Genomic DNA, 15,766 nt, shown 5'->3' with positions numbered 1-15,766 from the left:
GCGCCACCGGCAGCCTTGCCCGTTCGGTCTGCACGCTCGCCTGCAAATGGACCTATCTCGGCCATGACCGGCGCTGGGACGACAGCTATTTCCATGCGGTGGGGCTCGGCGAGCTCGCCAACGAAGGTTTTGCCCGCATCGGCACGGAAGTGGTCGACCCCGGCACCGCGGTGGGTGCGGGCCTCACGGAAGCGGCCGCTGCTGAATTGGGCCTAGTTGCCGGAACAATCGTGGCCGCCGGGCTGATCGATGCCCATGCCGGCGGTGTCGGTACGGTGGGCGCTGCCGGCGACATCGGCACCATCGCCTCGCGCATGGCCTATGTGCTCGGCACCTCGGCCTGCACCATGGCAAGCAGCCAAGGCCCGGCCTTCGTTCCGGGCGTGTGGGGGCCTTACTATTCTGCCATGGTGCCCGGGTTCTGGCTGAGCGAGGGCGGCCAGTCGGCGGCCGGCGCCGCCATCGATCTCCTGGTGCATTTCCATCCGGCCGCCGCCGAGGCTTCGGCACGCGCCACGGATGAAGGCAGATCGCTGGTCGATTGGCTGGCCGCAGCCGCTACAGCGGCTTCGCCCGACCTGTCGGCGGCCGCCACGCTCGCGGGAAGCATCCACGTCGTGCCCGAGTTCCTCGGCAATCGTTCGCCATTGGCGGATCCCGATGCGCGCGGCCAGATCGCCGGGCTCGGCACCGACCGTTCCGTCGAAAGTCTCGTCGGTCTCTACGTGGCCGGGCTGTGCGGCCTCGGCTATGGCGTGCGCCAGATCGTGGCGGCGATGGCGTCGTCTGGTGTTGCCGTCGACACCGTCGTCATCAGCGGCGGCGCCGGGCAGTCGCCGCTGGTGCGCCAGCTGCTTGCCGACGCCGCCGGCTTGCCGGTGGCCGCCTCGCAATCGCCGGAGCCGGTGTTGCTGGGTGCAGCGATGCTGGGGGCGGTGGCATCCGGCCGGTATGCGGACCTTTCCAACGCCATGCCTGCCATGTCCCGGCTTGGTGACGTTTTCAGGCCTGCGACGGGCGACATGCGGGCGTGGCACGACAAGCGTCACGAAGCCTTCCTGGCGCTGCAGGCGGTGGGACGCAGCATACGCTGAGGGGATCGATCAGCGCCTGAACAGCGACGGCATCTCGAACGGATCGGGCGCCGGCTCCTGCGGCAGCGTGCCTTCCGCCCTGCGCTTCTTGTGATGCGTGAGAGAGCATTGCGGCGAGCACAATAGCCCGCGATCGGTCCAGTAGGCGGGGCCTTCCTCGAGCATGCCGTGATAATAGTGGAAGCCCGGCGCCCGGTAGGGCAGCCCGCATTCGATGCAGCGATAGGCGTCGGGTCTGGCAAGCATGGGTGTTCCGGTCTTTCTATGATCTGCCCGAGCAGATCATAGCGGGATGTAATACCCCGCTGTAGAATTTTGAAGCGCAATTGCGGGCCCTGAAAATCGGTCAAAGCCTTCGCGGGTTCGTCATCCACGGGCGGAGCAAGGAGCGAAGCGACGCGGCGTAGACCCGAGGATCCATTCCGTGACTTCAAAGCGTTGCAACGGCCCAGAATTTCGCTCCGCCGCACTCCACGGCCAAGGTCACGGAATGGATCCTCGGGTCTACGTGTCCGCTGCGCTTCCGCTCCGCCCGTGGATGACGAAGTTCGGACGCTTCGGCTAATCTCCGAGGTCGGCGATTTGCTTCGGTTGGGGCAAGCGTCGTGGATGACTACGTCCGCGCTCGCAAAATCCGCGTGACAAAGTTTGACGTTTACGTAAAAAGAAGGTGCGAAATCGACGCATGGTTTCGCTTCGGCCATGCCTTACGGTTGGCTGGAACGGAGGAGGGAGCAGACATGTATCGCGCACCGGTCGAGGACATCGCCTTCACGCTGAAGCAGGTGGCCGGGCTGAGGCCGGCGCTGGACGCCGGCACCTTCGGCGATCTCGGCGAGGACCTCGTGGACGCGATCCTGGCCGAAGCGGGCCGCTTCGCCAGCGAGGAGGTCGCGCCTCTCTACAAGATCGGCGACGAGCAAGGTGCTGTGCTGAAGGATGCTTCCGTCACCACGCCGCCCGGCTGGAAAGAGCTCTACCGGCGCTGGATCGACGGCGGCTGGAACGCGCTGTCCGGCCCGGAGGAGTTCGGCGGCCAGGGGCTGCCGACGATGCTTGGCGTCGCAGCACTGGAGATGTGGAACTCCGCCGCCATGGCCTTCGGCATCGGCCCGACGCTGACCATGGGCGCGGTGGAAGCCCTCGATAAGCACGCTTCCGAAGCGCTGAAGCAAAAATACCTGGCCAAGCTCGTCTCGGGCGAGTGGATGGGCACGATGAACCTGACCGAGCCGCAGGCGGGCTCGGACCTCGCGGCCCTGCGCAGCCGCGCCGAGCCCGTCGGCGACGGCACCTACCGCATCTTCGGCCAGAAGATCTTCATCACCTATGGCGAGCACGACTTCACCGACAACATCGTGCATCTGGTGCTGGCGCGGTTGCCTGACGCGCCAGCCGGCACGCGCGGCATCTCGCTGTTTTTGGTGCCGAAGTTCTTCGTCAATGACGACGGCTCGCTCGGCGGCCGCAACGACGTCTTCTGTTCGGGCCTCGAGCACAAGCTCGGCATCCATGCCTCGCCGACCTGCACCATGATCTATGGCGAGGGTTTTCAGGGCGCGACGCCGGGCGCCATCGGCTGGCTGATCGGTGAGGAGAACAAGGGGCTGGCCTGCATGTTCACGATGATGAACAACGCCCGCCTTGCCGTCGGCATGCAGGGCGTGGCCGTCGCCGAGACCGCCACGCAGAAGGCGATCGCCTATGCCAATGAGCGCCGCCAGGGCAAGGCCTCGGACTATTCGGGCTCCGGCATGGCGCCGATCGTCCATCACCCGGATGTCCAGCGCAATCTGCTCACCATGCGCGCGCTGACCCAGATCGCCCGAGCGATCAGCTATTCCTGCGCCCATGCCATCGACCGCGCCCGCGTCGGCGAGGGCGAGGCGGCCGCCAACTGGCGCGACCGCGCCAACCTGCTGACGCCGCTGGCGAAAGCCTTCTCCACCGATGTCGGCGTCGAGGTCGCATCGCTGGGCGTCCAGGTGCATGGCGGCATGGGTTTCATCGAGGAGACGGGTGCCGCGGCCCTTTATCGCGATGCCCGCATCGCGCCGATCTACGAGGGCACCAACGGCATCCAGGCGATCGACCTCGTGGCGCGAAAGCTGCCGCTTGGCGGTGGCGAGCATGTGCACGGCTACATTGGTGAATTGAAAGCGGTGGCCGATGCGGTGCGCACATCGAACATCGACGGCTTCGGCCGCACCGCCGACAATCTCGACCGTGCGCTGGCCGATCTCGATGACGCCACGCGTTTCCTGCAGAAGCTCGCTGCCGACGGCAAGAGCGACGCCGCGATGGCCGGCGCCACACCCTATCTGCGCCTGATCTCGCTCGCCGCCGGCGGCGCCTATCTGGCGCAGGGCGGGCTGGCCGACCGCGACCGCGTCGCGCTCTGCCGCTTCTTTGCCGAAAACCTGCTCGGCGAGACGCGCGCGCTGAAGGAGCGTGTCATCAACGGCGCCGAGAGCCTCGCCGCTGCCGGCAAGGCGCTGATTTCCGCTTAAGCATCCTGACGTTCAAAGGACCGACCGTGACAGACCATATCCTCGTCGAGCGCCAGGGCGCCGTGCAGATCATCCGCATCAACCGCCCTGACAAGAAGAACGCGCTGACGCGCGCCATGTACGCCAAAATGTCGGCCGCGCTGGCCGAGGGCGACGCCGATCCGGCGGTCCGCGTCCACGTCTTCCTCGGCGTTCCAGGCGCCTTCTCCGCCGGCAACGACCTTACCGACTTCCTGGTCATCGCCACCGGCGGCGAGGGCGGCAACGAGGTCTGGGATTTCCTGATGGCGCTGGCCAGATCGGAAAAGCCGATGGTGTCGGGCGTCGACGGCATCGCGGTGGGCATCGGCACGACGCTCAACCTGCATTGCGACCTGACCTTCGCCACGCCGCGCACGCTCTTCCGCACGCCCTTCGTCGATCTCGGCCTTGTGCCGGAGGCCGGCTCAAGCCTGATCGCGCCGCAGCTTCTGGGACGGCAGGGCGCCTTCGCGCTGCTCGGCCTCGGCGAAGGCCTTTCGGCCGAGCGCGCCAAGGCCGCCGGCATGATCTACGAGGTGGTTGCCGAGGATGCGCTGGAAGGCGCGGTGCTTGCCGCCGCCAACAACATCGCGGCCAAGCCGCCGCAGGCGCTGAAGATCGCGCGCGACCTGATGCGCGAGCCACGCGAGGCGCTCATCGCGCGCATCAAGGTTGAAAGCGAGCATTTCCGCGAGCGCCTGACGTCCGATGAGGCGCGCGCCGCGCTCACCGCTTTCATGACGCGCAAGAAGGGATAGGCGTAAAACCTATCCCACGAAGGCGCCGGCCTCGGCGTGCCTATGCCGATGTCACGTAAGCTTCTTGGCCGCCTGTTCGTCCAGCGCCTTACCAAAAGCTTCCGGAGTCCAGCCGGCCTCGAGCGCGCGGTGGAACAGCGCCTGCTGCGTCTCCGGCGCCAGCCCGCCGATCGGCGGATCGCGATCGAGATTGGTCGGGAAGGAATAGCCTTCCGCCGTCGAGGCGATCGCGTTCGCGGCAGCCGCCTTCGAGATCGCGCCCGATGCCAGCATCTTCTGGATCGCCGGATAGAGCGTGCGGCTCATCCTGGTGCGGTCGACGCTTTCCATCGCGCGGCCATAACCCGACGACACCTGCAGCAGATTGGCCATGCGGCGGATGTCGGTGGAGCGGTTGTTGCCGGCGGCATGGAACAGCGCCGGGTTGAAGAAGGCGGCGTCGCCCTTTTCCAGGGCGAGCTGCACGTGATGCTCGGCGAAATACGCCTTGAACTCCGGCAGGCCTGTCGCGAGATATCCCGGCAGATAAGCCTGCGAGTAGGGAAGGTACAGCGTTGGCCCGCTCTCCAGCGGCATGTCGCAATGGGCGACGGCCCCCTGTAGCGTCAGCACCGGCGAGATGCTGTGCACATGCACCGGGTAGCGCTCGATCATCTCGGGGGTCTGGAAGCCCAGATGATAGTCGCGATGCGCCGATTGCGCGGCGCCGCCGGGATTGACGCAGTTGATCTGCGAGGTCATCTGATAGGCCGGGCCGAGCCAGGCTTCCGAGATCAGCCCGATGATGTCGTTGCCGTAATAAGCGGCGAAGGCTTGCGGGTCGCGCAGGCAGAATTTTTCGAGCGCGTTCCAGATGCGGTCATTGGCGCCAGGCCTGGCGAAATGGTCGCCGCCGCCGGTGCCGGTGGCGTGCTGCTCGGCGATCATCTCGTTGAAGAGACCTGTTGCGATATCGACCGGCGCCGTATCGGCGAACGCCTTCTTGAAGGTCACGACGCCAGGCCCGCTGGTCATCGCCTCGATCCACTCCGCCAGCAGCGCCTTGCGCGTCCCGGGATCGGCCGCCGCCTTGCGGACCGCGTCGCCGTCATAGACGAGTACGTTCTTTTCGACGCCGGCGGCGAAGGGGTAATCGGCGGGATTGGTCGTCTGCTCGACGATCGCCCGGAAGCCTTCGATATCGCACTGGTCCTTGGTCAGCCAGACCCGTTCGGACCTGATCCTGGCTGGGTTGTCGGCCTTCATGGCGTATCCTCCTGTTGCGGTTCCGGTTCTAACTGCTGTATATCGCAATCTGCGGTTCTCATTGCCTCCAGAACACCTCAAAAACACCTCAGAACATGTCTCGTCCGTTTCTCGTCAAGGATATCGCCCTCCAAGCCGGGCTCAGCCTTGCGACGGTCGACCGCGTGCTCAACGAGAGGCCGGGCGTGCGCGAGCACACCATCCGGCGGGTCAGGCAGGCCATCGGCGAGCTTGAGAAGCAGCGCGACCAGATCGGCCTTTCCGGCCGCAAGCTTGTCCTCGACGTCGTCATGGAAACGCCGTCGCGCTTCAGCGAAGCGGTGCGGCAGGGACTGGAACAGGCGATGCCGTCGCTGCAGCCGGTGATCTTTCGCGCCCGTTACCATTTCGCCGAGACGCGCGGTGTCGACGACACGGTCGCGATCATCGAGGCCCTGCGGCGGCGCGGCAGCAACGGCGTGTTCCTCAAGGCGCCCGATGTCGCGGAGGTCAGGGACGCGACGGCCCGGCTCGTCGCCACCGGGATACCCGTCGTCACGCTGGTGACGGATCTTCCCGACACTGGCCGGCAGGCCTATGTCGGCATGGACAACCGGGCGGCCGGCGAGACCGCGGCCTATCTTCTCGGCGAATGGCTGGGCGGCGGGCCGGCGCGTATCCTCGTCACCATCAGCAGCAACCGGTTTCGCGGCGAGGAGGAGCGCGAGATAGGCTTCCGGCAAGCGCTGCGCGAGCGCTATCCGGCGCTGGGCATCGTCGAGGTCAGCGAGGGTCATGGCCTCGATCGCAATACGGGCATGCTCGCGCTGGCGGCCTTGCGGGCCGATCCCGACATCGCCGGCGTCTACTCGATCGGCGGCGGCAACCGGGCGATCGTCGAGGCCTTCGCTTCGCTCGGCCGAGCTTGCCGCGCCTTCGTCGGCCACGACCTTGACGCCGACAATCTCGCGCTGCTGCGCGCCGGGCGCATCAGCGCCGTCCTGCATCACGATCTCGGCCAGGACATGCGAAACGCCTGCCTGCATGTGATGCGCGCGCATGGCTTGCTGCCGAAATCGCCGGTTTCTGGCATGGCCAACATCCAGGTCATAACCCCCTTCAACGTGCCGCAGGCGGCAGCGCCCTGACGCCCCGCATGGCGCCCAGCCTCGCGGAAAAGTTGGTGCAGGGGTGTCAAGGCAATCATAACGCGTTATGTCTTGGGGACGCGTGGCGGGGGCTCGTGAAATGGAGAGGACATGATCCAGCACGCTGCCGCTGAATCCGCCGAGGCGATCGGAGGGCATCCGCTGATCGGCTGAGCCCCTCGAAAATGCTTGCCGTTGCCGTAAGACCGCTGGCGCTGACCCTGACACTCTGGTGGCGCTTCTGGCCGCAACTGGTCGCCATGGTGCTTCTGGGCATCGTGTTCGGCGACCTGTTCATGCAGGTCGCGGCGCGCGCGGCCCTGCTCAACCACATGGCCGGCCTCGGCCTGCTGACGCTGGTTGCGCTGACCCAGCTCATCGTCACCGTCGCCATGTTCCAGACGCTGCTGCCTGCCTTGCCCGCCGTCCAGGCCGCGCAGCAGGCGGCTCAAGCCGCAGGCGAAACCGGGCCGCGGAGCGGCAGCGCGCGGCTGGCGCGCATGGTCACCGTCGCGCTGCTGCCCTTCTTCGCCTATTACGCCGCCTGGGGTTTTCTCGGCGATACGGTGCGGCAATATTCGCGCGTCACGCTCGATATGGCGCCGTTCGGCGAGGGCGCCGGCAACGTGCTCGATGTGCTGGATTCGCGCTGGCTGATCGTGTCGGTCGTCATCTCCTGGCTGATCAGGCGCTTCGCCACCGCCATGCAGAAGCGCGGCGGCTCGCGCTCCTTCTGGCAGGTCGTCGTGGTCATCTGGGAGACCAACTGGATCTTCATCGGTCTCTACGTGATCTCGCGCTGGAGGACGACGCCATCGCCTGGATCATGAGCCGCAACATCTTTTCCGCCCTGCAGGCGGCGGCCGACGGCGTCACGCATCCCATCGCCAGCGCCTTTGCGGCGAGCATTTCGCCGGCAGCGACTGGAAGCTGACGGATTTGCGCGGCGCTTTCGGCATGTCGAACCTGCCGACGGACTCCGTGCCCGTGCTGGCCGACTTCCAGGTCAAGATCGGCAATCCGGATCTGCAGAAGCTCTGGCTCGGGTGCAAGGTCATGCTGATCGACAAGGACGGCCGGCGCTGGTCGCCGACCTCGATCGTCTCGCTGAAGACCCCCGACAATGTCGGCAACTGCATCTCGGCGATCTTCTCCGGCGCCAGGAGTGGCGACACGCTCAACCTGCGCGAGACGTTCCTGGTCCCGAAGGAAGCGACCAAGTCCATACGCCCGGCCGTCAGCGTTGCCAGCGAGCGGCCGCGTTTCCTGCTTTTCCAGCTTGAGAAGGATTAGCGCAATTCCAGGAAAAGTGTGAGCGGTTTTCCGTCCGGAATTGCGTCAAAACAAGGAGATAGAGCGGTTCGCCGTTTCCGTGAAACGGTGAAACGCTCTAGGGGTAAAGCCGTTCCTTGTCCCAACCGCCGGCGGCGTTGCGTGAAAAGACGACGCGGTCATGCAGGCGAAATGGCCGGTCGTGCCAGAACTCGATCGTCCGCGGCAGGATGCGGAAGCCCGACCAGTGTTTTGGCCGCGGGATCTCGCCGATGGCGTAGCGCGCCGTGTATTCGGCCACCGCTTTCTCCAACGCGAAGCGGCTCTCCAGCGGCCGCGACTGCTTCGATGCCCAGGCGCCGATGCGGCTGCCGCGCGGCCGCGTCGCGTAATAGGCGTCGGCCTCGGCGTCGCTGACGATCTCCACCGGCCCGCGTATGCGCACTTGGCGGCGCAGCGATTTCCAGTGGAAGCACATCGCCGCCTTCATGCTGCCAAGAATCTCGCGGCCCTTGGCGCTCTCGAAATTCGTGTAGAAGACAAACCCCTTTTCGTCGAACCCCTTGAGCAGCACCATCCGCACATCCGGCATGCCGTCGGCGTCGACGGTCGCCAGAGCGACGCCGTTGGCGTCGTTGATCTCGCTTTTGGTGGCGTCCTCCAGCCATGCGGCAAAGAGCCTGATGGGCTCCGCCGCTTCGGTGAAGTCACTGCTTGTTAACTCGGTTTCGTTCATAGTTTTCCAAATTTTTAACATTGCGGGAGGAGTTCGCCGATTGTCGCGTATCGCGCAAGCTTTTGACAGCGGGCAATGGAGCGTTATCGCTTCGGCCAGTGCCAAGGCCGCGCTGTTGACGTTGGCGCTTCCCCTTGCCGCCTGCGGCGCCGGCGGCTTCAGCCTGGAGAAGGCAGATGTCGACCGCTCGATCATCACCTCCAGCGCGCCGTCCTCGCCCGCCGCACCGGCTGCCGCCGACAAGGATTCCGACCAGACCACCATCGGCAATGCCGTTTCGTCCGCCGACATCAACGAGCTTGGCGGCCAGGCGGTGCCATGGGCCAATGCCGGCACCGGCTCGCGCGGCGCGATCACCGAGCTGGTCGAATTGAAGGATGGCGGCCTGACCTGTCGCCGTTTCAGCGCCACGCGCGAGAGTTTCGACGGTGTTGCCCTCTACAAGGGCGAGCTGTGCCTTGCCGGCGCCGGCGGCTGGCGCATGCAGGAATTCAAGGCACTTTGATTTGGGCGCTCTGAGTTTCACCCGCTAATTGCCCTTGCGCCACTGGAATTTCTTCCTATGCGAGCGCATATAGGGGGCGACCACAAATCCATTCTCTCTTGCAGGCAGGAAGCATGCGCGACCCCTATGAGGTGCTGGGCGTTGCCAAGAACGCATCGGCCAAGGACATAAAATCGGCTTACCGCAAGCTCGCCAAGAAGCATCATCCGGACCAGAATCCGAATGATCCCAAGGCGAAGGACCGTTTTGCCGCCGTCAACCAGGCATATGAAGTCGTCGGCGACGAGAAGCAGCGCGGCGCCTTCGACCGTGGCGAGATCGACGCCGAGGGCAAGCCGAAATTCCAGGGTTTCGAGGGTGCTGCCGGCGGCGACCCGTTTGGCGGGTTCCGCCGCCAGCAAGGGCCGGGCGGCGCGCATTTCGAATTCCGCTCCGGGCGCCCGGGTGGCGATCCTTTCGACGGCAACAGCGACATCTTCAGCCAGATTTTCGGCGACGCTTTTTCCGGCGCGCGCGGCGGGGGCAAGGGCGGCGATCGCCGCCAGCCGGTCCAGGCGGCCGACCTCAACGTCACCATGGACATCAGCGTCGAGGAGGCAGCCACTGCCGATAAGGTGACGGCGATGTTCCCCGACGGCCGCAAGGTGGCGGTCAAGCTGCCGGCCTATGTCGAGGATGGCCAGACGATCCGCCTGAAGGGCCAGGGCGAGCAGGGTCCCGGCCAGCCGGGCGACGCGCTGGTCAAGATCCACATCCGCCGCCATCCGCGCTACCGCATCGAGGGGCGGGACCTGCATGTCGATCTGCCCGTCGATCTGGCCGACGCGGTGCTCGGCGCCAAGGTGGCGGTCGAGACGCCGACCGGCAAGCTCGCGGTCAACGTGCCCGCATGGTCGAGCTCGGACAAGGTGCTGCGCCTCAAGGGTAGGGGCCTGCCGGAAAAAGCCGGCGGTCATGGCGATCTCTATGCCCATGTGCGGCTGATGCTGCCGGAAGGCGGCGATGCCGAGCTTGAGGCCCTGATGCGCGGCCGAAAAGGCTGATCGAGGGAATTTTGTTCCTGTTACAGTGTCTTTTGGGCGCTTGAAGGGGCTTTGTGCCTGTGCGATAGGGCTCTCCACAAAGCAGATATTCTTGCGGAGAGCTTGCACATGGCAGCTGGACAGGGCCTGATGGCCGGTAAGCGGGGCCTCATCCTCGGCGTCGCCAACAATCGGTCGATCGCTTTCGGCATCGCCAAGGCTTGCGCCGATCACGGCGCCGAGATCGCTCTGACCTATCAGGGCGAGGCCTTCAAGAAGCGCGTCGAGCCGCTCGCGGCCGAGCTCAACGCGCATGTCGCCGGCCATTGCGACGTGACCGACCCGGAAAGCCTCGACGCCATCTTTGCCGATATCGCCAAGCACTGGGGCAAGCTCGACTTCCTCGTCCATGCCATCGCCTTCTCCGACAAGGACGAGCTGACCGGTCGCTATGTCGAGACGACGCGTGACAATTTCCTGCGCACCATGGACATCTCGGTCTATTCCTTCACCACCATTGCCAAGCGCGCCGAGCCGCTGATGACGGACGGCGGTTCGCTTCTGACGCTGACCTATTACGGCGCCGAGAAGGTGATGCCGCATTACAACGTCATGGGCGTCGCCAAGGCCGCGCTCGAAGCCAGCGTGCGCTATCTCGCCGTCGACCTCGGCGCCAAGAAGATCCGCGTCAACGCGATCTCCGCCGGTCCGATCAAGACACTGGCCGCCTCCGGCATCGGCGATTTCCGCTACATCCTGAAGTGGAACGAATACAATTCGCCGCTGAAGCAGACGGTCACCCAGGAAGAGGTCGGCGATTCCGGCGTCTATTTCCTGTCGGACCTGTCGCGCGGCGTGACCGGCGAGGTGCATCACGTCGATTCCGGCTACCATGTCGTCGGCATGAAGGCGGTCGATGCGCCGGATATCTCGACCGTCAAGGACTGATCGCCTCCGCTTATCATCCGTCCAGGCCCTGGCCCGACCTACGGAAGACCTGATGTACCCGCTCGTCTACATCGCGCGCCACGGCCAGACCGAGTGGAATGCCGAGCACCGTCTGCAGGGCCAGGCCGACACCGACATCAACGACTTTGGCCGCGAGCAGGCGAGGCAAAACGGCCGACGGTTGGCGGAACTGGTCAGAAATCCTGCGGATTTCGACTTCGTCGCCAGCCCGATGCGGCGCACGCGCGAGACGATGGAATTGATGCGCGAAGCTATGGGGCTCGATCCTTCAGCCTACCGCACCGAGGCGCGCCTGGTGGAGATCAGTTTTGGCGACTGGCAGGGTTTCACCTTCGCCGAACTGGAGGAGCGTGCCCCCGGTTCAACCGATGGCCGTCGCGGCGCCAAATGGGATTTCCAGCCACCCGGCGAGGGCGCCGAAAGCTATCAGATGCTGCTCGAACGGATAAGGCCGTGGTTCGACGCGCTTCGCCGGCCGACGGTCTGCGTCACCCATGGCGGCGTAATGCGCTGCTTCTTCCGCTTCGTCACCGGCATTTCCAAGCAGGAAGCCGCCGGCCTCGAGATCCCGCAGGATCGCCTGCTGCGGCTGGAGGGCCGGAGTTTGAAGTGGTTGTAACAAATTGCGGCGTGGCAAATTCAGGTCAGGCCGAGTTGAGAAAGGTGGATTCCGAGAACCGGAGCGGAGCGTACTTTCAGTACGTGAGCACCGGAAGCGCAGGAAGCCGCCTTTCGCAGGCCGGCCTCACCTGAATTTAGTTCTGGTCGCTGTCGGGCAATTGCATATCCGTCACGACATTCTCGCCATTGGTCACGTCATAGGCGATGACGATGTCCATGCCGGGCTTCAGCGAGTCGATATCGGTCTCGGCGTTGAGCTTGTAGGCCTTGCCGTCGTCAAGCGTCAGCGTCAGCGTGTCCTTGTCGACCTTCTTGATCAGGCCTTCGGTCTGGCCGGCGAACGCGGCGGCGGTGGAAATCAGCAGCATGGCGCAGGCGGCGCCAATCAGGGTACGCATCGTCGTCCTCTTTGGTCATTGCGCCGGCTGGTCAGCGGCGGGTCCTCAACGGCGGATGGGAAGAGAGCAGAAACCAACCGAATGTGTCAAAACTAAATCCGCCACATCACAGTTTGATGCATCCGTTTGACCACTGTGGAAAACGCCAATAGAAGGCAAACCGGCAGCGCCGCGCGTTCGATCGGGCGTGCAAGCGCCGCTGCACCACTTCAGGTTGCCGGCTCCGCCGCCGGGCAGGGCGTTTCCATGTCTCACAACACATTCGGCCATCTCTTCCGCGTCACCACATGGGGTGAAAGCCATGGCGCAGCGCTCGGCTGCGTTGTCGACGGCTGTCCGCCCGGCATCCGCTTCAAGCGCGAGGACATCCAGGCCGAGCTCGACCGCCGCCGCCCCGGACAGTCGCGCTTCGTTACCCAGCGCCGCGAGCCGGACGAGGTGAAGATCCTGTCCGGCTTCATCCTCGACGAGGACGGCGAGACGATGATCACCACCGGCACGCCTATCTCGATGCTGATCGAGAATGTCGACCAGCGCTCGAAGGACTATGGCGAGATCGCCCGCCAGTACCGTCCAGGCCATGCCGACTACACCTACGACGTCAAATACGGGTTGCGCGATCATCGCGGCGGCGGCCGATCCTCGGCGCGCGAGACGGCGGCGCGGGTCGCGGCCGGCGCGCTGGCGCGTAAGGTTGTTCCAGGCATGACCGTACGCGGCGCGCTGGTCTCGATGGGCGAGAAGTCGATCGACCGCGCCAACTGGAACTGGAATTTCATCGGCGATGCCGAAAACCCGTTCTTCACGCCCGATCCGGCCTCGGTCCCGGTCTTCACCGCCTATCTCGACGGCATCCGCAAGGCTGGCTCCTCGGTCGGCGCGGTGATCGAGATCGTCGCCGACGGCGTGCCGCCCGGTCTCGGTGCGCCGATCTATGCCAAGCTTGACCAGGACATCGCTTCCGGCCTGATGTCGATCAACGCCGTCAAGGGCGTCGAGATCGGCAACGGTTTCGAGGCTGCCCGTATCACCGGCGAACAGAACGCCGACGAGATGCGCATGGGCAATGACGGCAAGCCGGTGTTTTTGTCCAACAACGCCGGCGGCATCCTGGGCGGCATCTCGACCGGGCAGGCGATCGTCGCCCGCTTCGCCGTCAAGCCGACCTCCTCGATCCTGACCCCGCGCCAGTCGATCGACAAGGACGGCCACGATGTCGAGGTGATGACCAAGGGCCGCCACGACCCGTGCGTCGGCATTCGCGCCGTGCCGATCGGCGAGGCCATGGTTGCCTGCGCGATCGCCGATCATTATCTGCGGCACAGAGGACAGACAGGTAGGGGAGTAGGGGAGTAGGGGAGTAGGCTACGCCCTACAGCCGGTCAGGCAATTTTTTCCTTTTCCCTATTCCCTTACTGCCCTACTCCCTTACTCCCCTATTCCGCGAGCGAAGCGAGCGCCAATGCCTTACGACCAGAAGAAGATCGTCGAAGCGATCCGCGCCTTCGAGCGCGGCGAGATCGTCGTCGTCATGGACGATGACGGGCGCGAGAATGAGGGCGACCTGATCGTTGCCGCCGTCCACTGCACGCCGGAGAAGATGGCCTTCATCGTGCGCAACACATCCGGCATCGTCTGCACGCCGATGCTGCGCGAAGACGCCAGGCGGCTGAATCTCGCGCCGATGGTGGCGGACAATGATTCCGCCCACACCACCGCCTTCACCGTCAGCGTCGACTTCAAGCATGGCACGACGACAGGCATTTCCGCCGACGACCGCACGCTCACCGTGCGCAACCTCGCCAACGGTAATGTCGGCCCGTCGGATTTCGTGCGCCCCGGCCACATTTTTCCGCTGATCGCGCGCGAAGGCGGCGTCTTGATGCGCTCCGGCCATACGGAAGCCGCGGTCGATCTCTGCAAGCTCGCCGGCCTGCCGCCGGTCGGCGTCATCTCCGAGCTGGTCAACGACGACGGCACGGTCAAGCGCGGCCCGGAAGTGCAGGCCTTCGCCGAGCAACATGGCCTGAAGCAGGTCTCGGTCGCCGATCTCATCGCCTATCGCCAGCGCAAGGAAACGCTGGTCGAACGCGTCGCCTGTTCCGACATCGATACGCTCGGCGGCAAGGCGCAGGTCTTCACCTACACGCTGCCCTGGGATTCCATGCACCATGTCGCGGTCGTCTTCGGCGACATCCGCGACGGCGAGGACGTGCCGGTGCGCCTGCATTCGGAAGATGTCGTCACCGATGTCTTCGGCACCAGCCACCGGCTCGACGGCATCATGAAGGCGATGGGCGAGCGCAAGCGCGGCGTCATCGTCTATCTGCGCGAGGGCTCGGTCGGCGTCGCCCATCAAGAGCGCAAGCGGCCGGTAAGCGGCGAGCGCGAGGACCATGAGGAAGCCCGCCGCCGCGAGAACGAATGGCGCGAGATCGGGCTAGGCGCCCAGATCCTCAAGGACCTCGGCATCTCCTCGATCAACCTGATCGCCTCGCGCGAACGCCACTATGTCGGCCTCGAGGGCTTCGGCATCCACATCGCCAAGACCGAGATCCTGTAGGCGTCAAAGGGTTGGCGCGCGTCGCTTCGCTCCTTGCTTCGCCCGTGGATGACGAAGTCGTTGAGACTCCGGCCAACTGCCAACGTCTGCGCTGATGGTAGCTGAATAACCGTCACTCGGCCGGCATTACCGCCTCGCCCCTGTCCGTATCGCAATCGTCCGTCGCCAGCCGGCATTGGCCGGCGAGCACGGTTGCCAAGGCGATCCCTCCAGCAGCCACCGACACCCAGAACCCGTTCTGCGGACCGAAAGTGTCGACCATCCAGCCGGCGGCGAAGGAGCCCAGCGCCATGCCGATGCCGATGCCGGTGGTCACCCAGGTGACGCCTTCGGTAAGCATCGCGGCCGGCACGTGGCGTTCGATCAGGCCGAAGGCGGTGATGAAGGTCGGCGAGATCGCGACGCCGCTGACGAACACCGCGAGCGCCAGGGTCGGCACCGTGTCGACGAAGAGCAGCGGCAGCGTGGTGAGCGCGATCACCGTAATCGCGGTCGCCAGCTGTCGCTGCAGCGGCGCCTTCAGGCTGAGCGCGCCGACGATGATGCCGAGCACGAAGGATCCAAGCGCATAGACGCCGATGACAAGGCTCGCCGCCTCGGGCTGGCCGAGCGCCTTGGTGAGGGCGACGGTGGTGACTTCCGTGGTGGCGAAGGTCGCCCCGACGAAGATCAGCGCGAAGGTGATGATCTGCACCGGCCGCAGGCGGATCGCCGAGCCGGTCGCCCCATGCTCCGCCGTGCGTATGGGCGGCTCGGACGAGCGCTGCAGCAGGAATGCCGCCGAGCCAAACGCCAAGAGCAGGGTACTGACCACCATGCCGGCTTCGGGAAACAGCGCCGCGCTCAGGCCCACCGACAGCGAGGCGCCGGCGACATAGACCAGCTCGTCGGCGGCCGATTCGAAGGCGAAGGCGGTGTTGAGCTC

17 protein-coding genes are annotated in these 15,766 nt (G+C 65.3%); 12 read left to right on the top strand and 5 right to left on the bottom strand.

Features of this window, described 5'->3' with window-relative positions; translation table 11 throughout:
• Positions 1 to 1,094, top strand: a 1,094-nt coding sequence (locus FJ471_RS31130; protein WP_140809206.1) for an FGGY family pentulose kinase, incomplete at its 5' end; no start/stop codon positions are given.
• A 9-nt stretch (positions 1,095 to 1,103) separates the two neighbouring features.
• Here FJ471_RS31130 and FJ471_RS31125 read toward each other — a convergent pair.
• Complete coding sequence (locus tag FJ471_RS31125) at positions 1,104 to 1,340, bottom strand: hypothetical protein (RefSeq protein WP_140809204.1); 237 nt, start codon at positions 1,338 to 1,340, stop codon at positions 1,104 to 1,106.
• 494 nt (positions 1,341 to 1,834) lie between these two features.
• Here FJ471_RS31125 and FJ471_RS31120 point away from each other — a divergent pair, with 494 nt between their 5' ends.
• Complete coding sequence (locus FJ471_RS31120) at positions 1,835 to 3,604, top strand: acyl-CoA dehydrogenase family protein (RefSeq protein WP_140809202.1); 1,770 nt, start codon at positions 1,835 to 1,837, stop codon at positions 3,602 to 3,604.
• 26 nt (positions 3,605 to 3,630) lie between these two features.
• A complete protein-coding gene (locus FJ471_RS31115) occupies positions 3,631 to 4,383 on the top strand; it encodes a crotonase/enoyl-CoA hydratase family protein (RefSeq protein ID WP_140809200.1) in 753 nt (250 codons plus the stop codon).
• A 51-nt stretch (positions 4,384 to 4,434) separates the two neighbouring features.
• Here FJ471_RS31115 and FJ471_RS31110 read toward each other — a convergent pair whose 3' ends face one another.
• The gene (locus FJ471_RS31110; protein ID WP_140809198.1) at positions 4,435 to 5,628 is read right to left on the bottom strand and encodes a phytanoyl-CoA dioxygenase family protein; all 1,194 of its coding nucleotides are present in this window, start codon (positions 5,626 to 5,628) and stop codon (positions 4,435 to 4,437) included.
• 95 nt (positions 5,629 to 5,723) lie between these two features.
• On the opposite strand from FJ471_RS31110, the gene FJ471_RS31105 reads away from it, so the two are divergent.
• The 3 genes from FJ471_RS31105 to FJ471_RS31095 all read left to right on the top strand — a co-directional run bounded on the left by FJ471_RS31105 (position 5,724) and on the right by FJ471_RS31095 (position 8,048).
• Complete coding sequence (locus tag FJ471_RS31105; RefSeq protein WP_140809196.1) at positions 5,724 to 6,755, top strand: LacI family DNA-binding transcriptional regulator; 1,032 nt, start codon at positions 5,724 to 5,726, stop codon at positions 6,753 to 6,755.
• A gap of 185 nt (positions 6,756 to 6,940) precedes the next feature.
• Complete coding sequence (locus FJ471_RS31100) at positions 6,941 to 7,585, top strand: hypothetical protein (protein ID WP_181179872.1); 645 nt, start codon at positions 6,941 to 6,943, stop codon at positions 7,583 to 7,585.
• Positions 7,586 to 7,694: 109 nt separating this feature from the next.
• Positions 7,695 to 8,048: a hypothetical protein gene (locus FJ471_RS31095; protein ID WP_181179870.1), complete on the top strand. Its 354-nt coding sequence runs from the start codon at positions 7,695 to 7,697 to the stop codon at positions 8,046 to 8,048.
• Between the two features lie 97 nt (positions 8,049 to 8,145).
• On the opposite strand, the gene pdxH is transcribed toward FJ471_RS31095, so the two are convergent.
• Positions 8,146 to 8,763, bottom strand: a complete 618-nt coding sequence (pdxH, locus tag FJ471_RS31090) for a pyridoxamine 5'-phosphate oxidase (RefSeq protein WP_140809194.1) — start codon at positions 8,761 to 8,763, stop codon at positions 8,146 to 8,148.
• A 40-nt stretch (positions 8,764 to 8,803) separates the two neighbouring features.
• Here pdxH and FJ471_RS31085 point away from each other — a divergent pair, with 40 nt between their 5' ends.
• From FJ471_RS31085 to FJ471_RS31070, 4 genes are all read left to right on the top strand, one after another.
• Entirely contained in the window at positions 8,804 to 9,268 is a 465-nt protein-coding gene (locus FJ471_RS31085) for an RT0821/Lpp0805 family surface protein (RefSeq protein ID WP_140809191.1), read from the top strand.
• Between the two features lie 113 nt (positions 9,269 to 9,381).
• Positions 9,382 to 10,311, top strand: coding sequence for a J domain-containing protein (locus FJ471_RS31080; protein WP_140809189.1), 930 nt, complete (start codon positions 9,382 to 9,384; stop codon positions 10,309 to 10,311).
• Positions 10,312 to 10,419: 108 nt separating this feature from the next.
• Positions 10,420 to 11,238 (top strand): enoyl-ACP reductase FabI, encoded by an 819-nt coding sequence (gene fabI, locus FJ471_RS31075; RefSeq protein ID WP_140809186.1) that lies wholly within the window; start codon positions 10,420 to 10,422, stop codon positions 11,236 to 11,238.
• A 52-nt stretch (positions 11,239 to 11,290) separates the two neighbouring features.
• The gene (locus FJ471_RS31070) at positions 11,291 to 11,878 is read left to right on the top strand and encodes a histidine phosphatase family protein (protein WP_140809184.1); all 588 of its coding nucleotides are present in this window, start codon (positions 11,291 to 11,293) and stop codon (positions 11,876 to 11,878) included.
• Between the two features lie 136 nt (positions 11,879 to 12,014).
• On the opposite strand, the gene FJ471_RS31065 is transcribed toward FJ471_RS31070, so the two are convergent.
• Positions 12,015 to 12,278 carry a DUF1344 domain-containing protein gene (locus FJ471_RS31065; protein ID WP_041002438.1) on the bottom strand — a complete coding sequence of 88 codons (264 nt, stop codon included), beginning with the start codon at positions 12,276 to 12,278 and terminating at the stop codon, positions 12,015 to 12,017.
• A 246-nt stretch (positions 12,279 to 12,524) separates the two neighbouring features.
• Between FJ471_RS31065 and aroC the strand changes: the two genes are divergently transcribed.
• Both aroC and ribB read left to right on the top strand, forming a co-directional pair.
• Positions 12,525 to 13,634, top strand: coding sequence for a chorismate synthase (gene aroC, locus FJ471_RS31060; protein WP_140809182.1), 1,110 nt, complete (start codon positions 12,525 to 12,527; stop codon positions 13,632 to 13,634).
• Positions 13,635 to 13,740: 106 nt separating this feature from the next.
• The gene (gene ribB / locus FJ471_RS31055) at positions 13,741 to 14,841 is read left to right on the top strand and encodes a 3,4-dihydroxy-2-butanone-4-phosphate synthase (protein WP_140809180.1); all 1,101 of its coding nucleotides are present in this window, start codon (positions 13,741 to 13,743) and stop codon (positions 14,839 to 14,841) included.
• 112 nt (positions 14,842 to 14,953) lie between these two features.
• Here the strand turns inward: ribB and FJ471_RS31050 are convergent.
• Positions 14,954 to 15,766: MFS transporter (locus FJ471_RS31050; RefSeq protein ID WP_140809177.1), on the bottom strand; the 813-nt coding region annotated here is incomplete at its 5' end.

It is taken from the genome of Mesorhizobium sp. B2-7-1, from assembly GCF_006440735.1.
Classification (GTDB): domain Bacteria; phylum Pseudomonadota; class Alphaproteobacteria; order Rhizobiales; family Rhizobiaceae; genus Mesorhizobium.
This window is presented reverse-complemented; position numbering and strand designations above follow the sequence as displayed.

Bases quoted from the DNA above. Each gene is read 5' to 3' on its own strand.
- FJ471_RS31125 (WP_140809204.1), bottom strand. From the start codon at position 1,340: ATGCTTGCCAGACCCGACGCCTATCGCTGCATCGAATGCGGGCTGCCC.
- FJ471_RS31120 (WP_140809202.1), top strand. From the start codon at position 1,835: ATGTATCGCGCACCGGTCGAGGACATCGCCTTCACGCTGAAGCAGGTG.
- FJ471_RS31110 (WP_140809198.1), bottom strand. From the start codon at position 5,628: ATGAAGGCCGACAACCCAGCCAGGATCAGGTCCGAACGGGTCTGGCTG.
- FJ471_RS31105 (WP_140809196.1), top strand. From the start codon at position 5,724: ATGTCTCGTCCGTTTCTCGTCAAGGATATCGCCCTCCAAGCCGGGCTC.
- FJ471_RS31100 (WP_181179872.1), top strand. From the start codon at position 6,941: ATGCTTGCCGTTGCCGTAAGACCGCTGGCGCTGACCCTGACACTCTGG.
- pdxH (WP_140809194.1), bottom strand. From the start codon at position 8,763: ATGAACGAAACCGAGTTAACAAGCAGTGACTTCACCGAAGCGGCGGAG.
- FJ471_RS31080 (WP_140809189.1), top strand. From the start codon at position 9,382: ATGCGCGACCCCTATGAGGTGCTGGGCGTTGCCAAGAACGCATCGGCC.
- fabI (WP_140809186.1), top strand. From the start codon at position 10,420: ATGGCAGCTGGACAGGGCCTGATGGCCGGTAAGCGGGGCCTCATCCTC.
- FJ471_RS31070 (WP_140809184.1), top strand. From the start codon at position 11,291: ATGTACCCGCTCGTCTACATCGCGCGCCACGGCCAGACCGAGTGGAAT.
- FJ471_RS31065 (WP_041002438.1), bottom strand. From the start codon at position 12,278: ATGCGTACCCTGATTGGCGCCGCCTGCGCCATGCTGCTGATTTCCACC.
- aroC (WP_140809182.1), top strand. From the start codon at position 12,525: ATGTCTCACAACACATTCGGCCATCTCTTCCGCGTCACCACATGGGGT.
- ribB (WP_140809180.1), top strand. From the start codon at position 13,741: ATGCCTTACGACCAGAAGAAGATCGTCGAAGCGATCCGCGCCTTCGAG.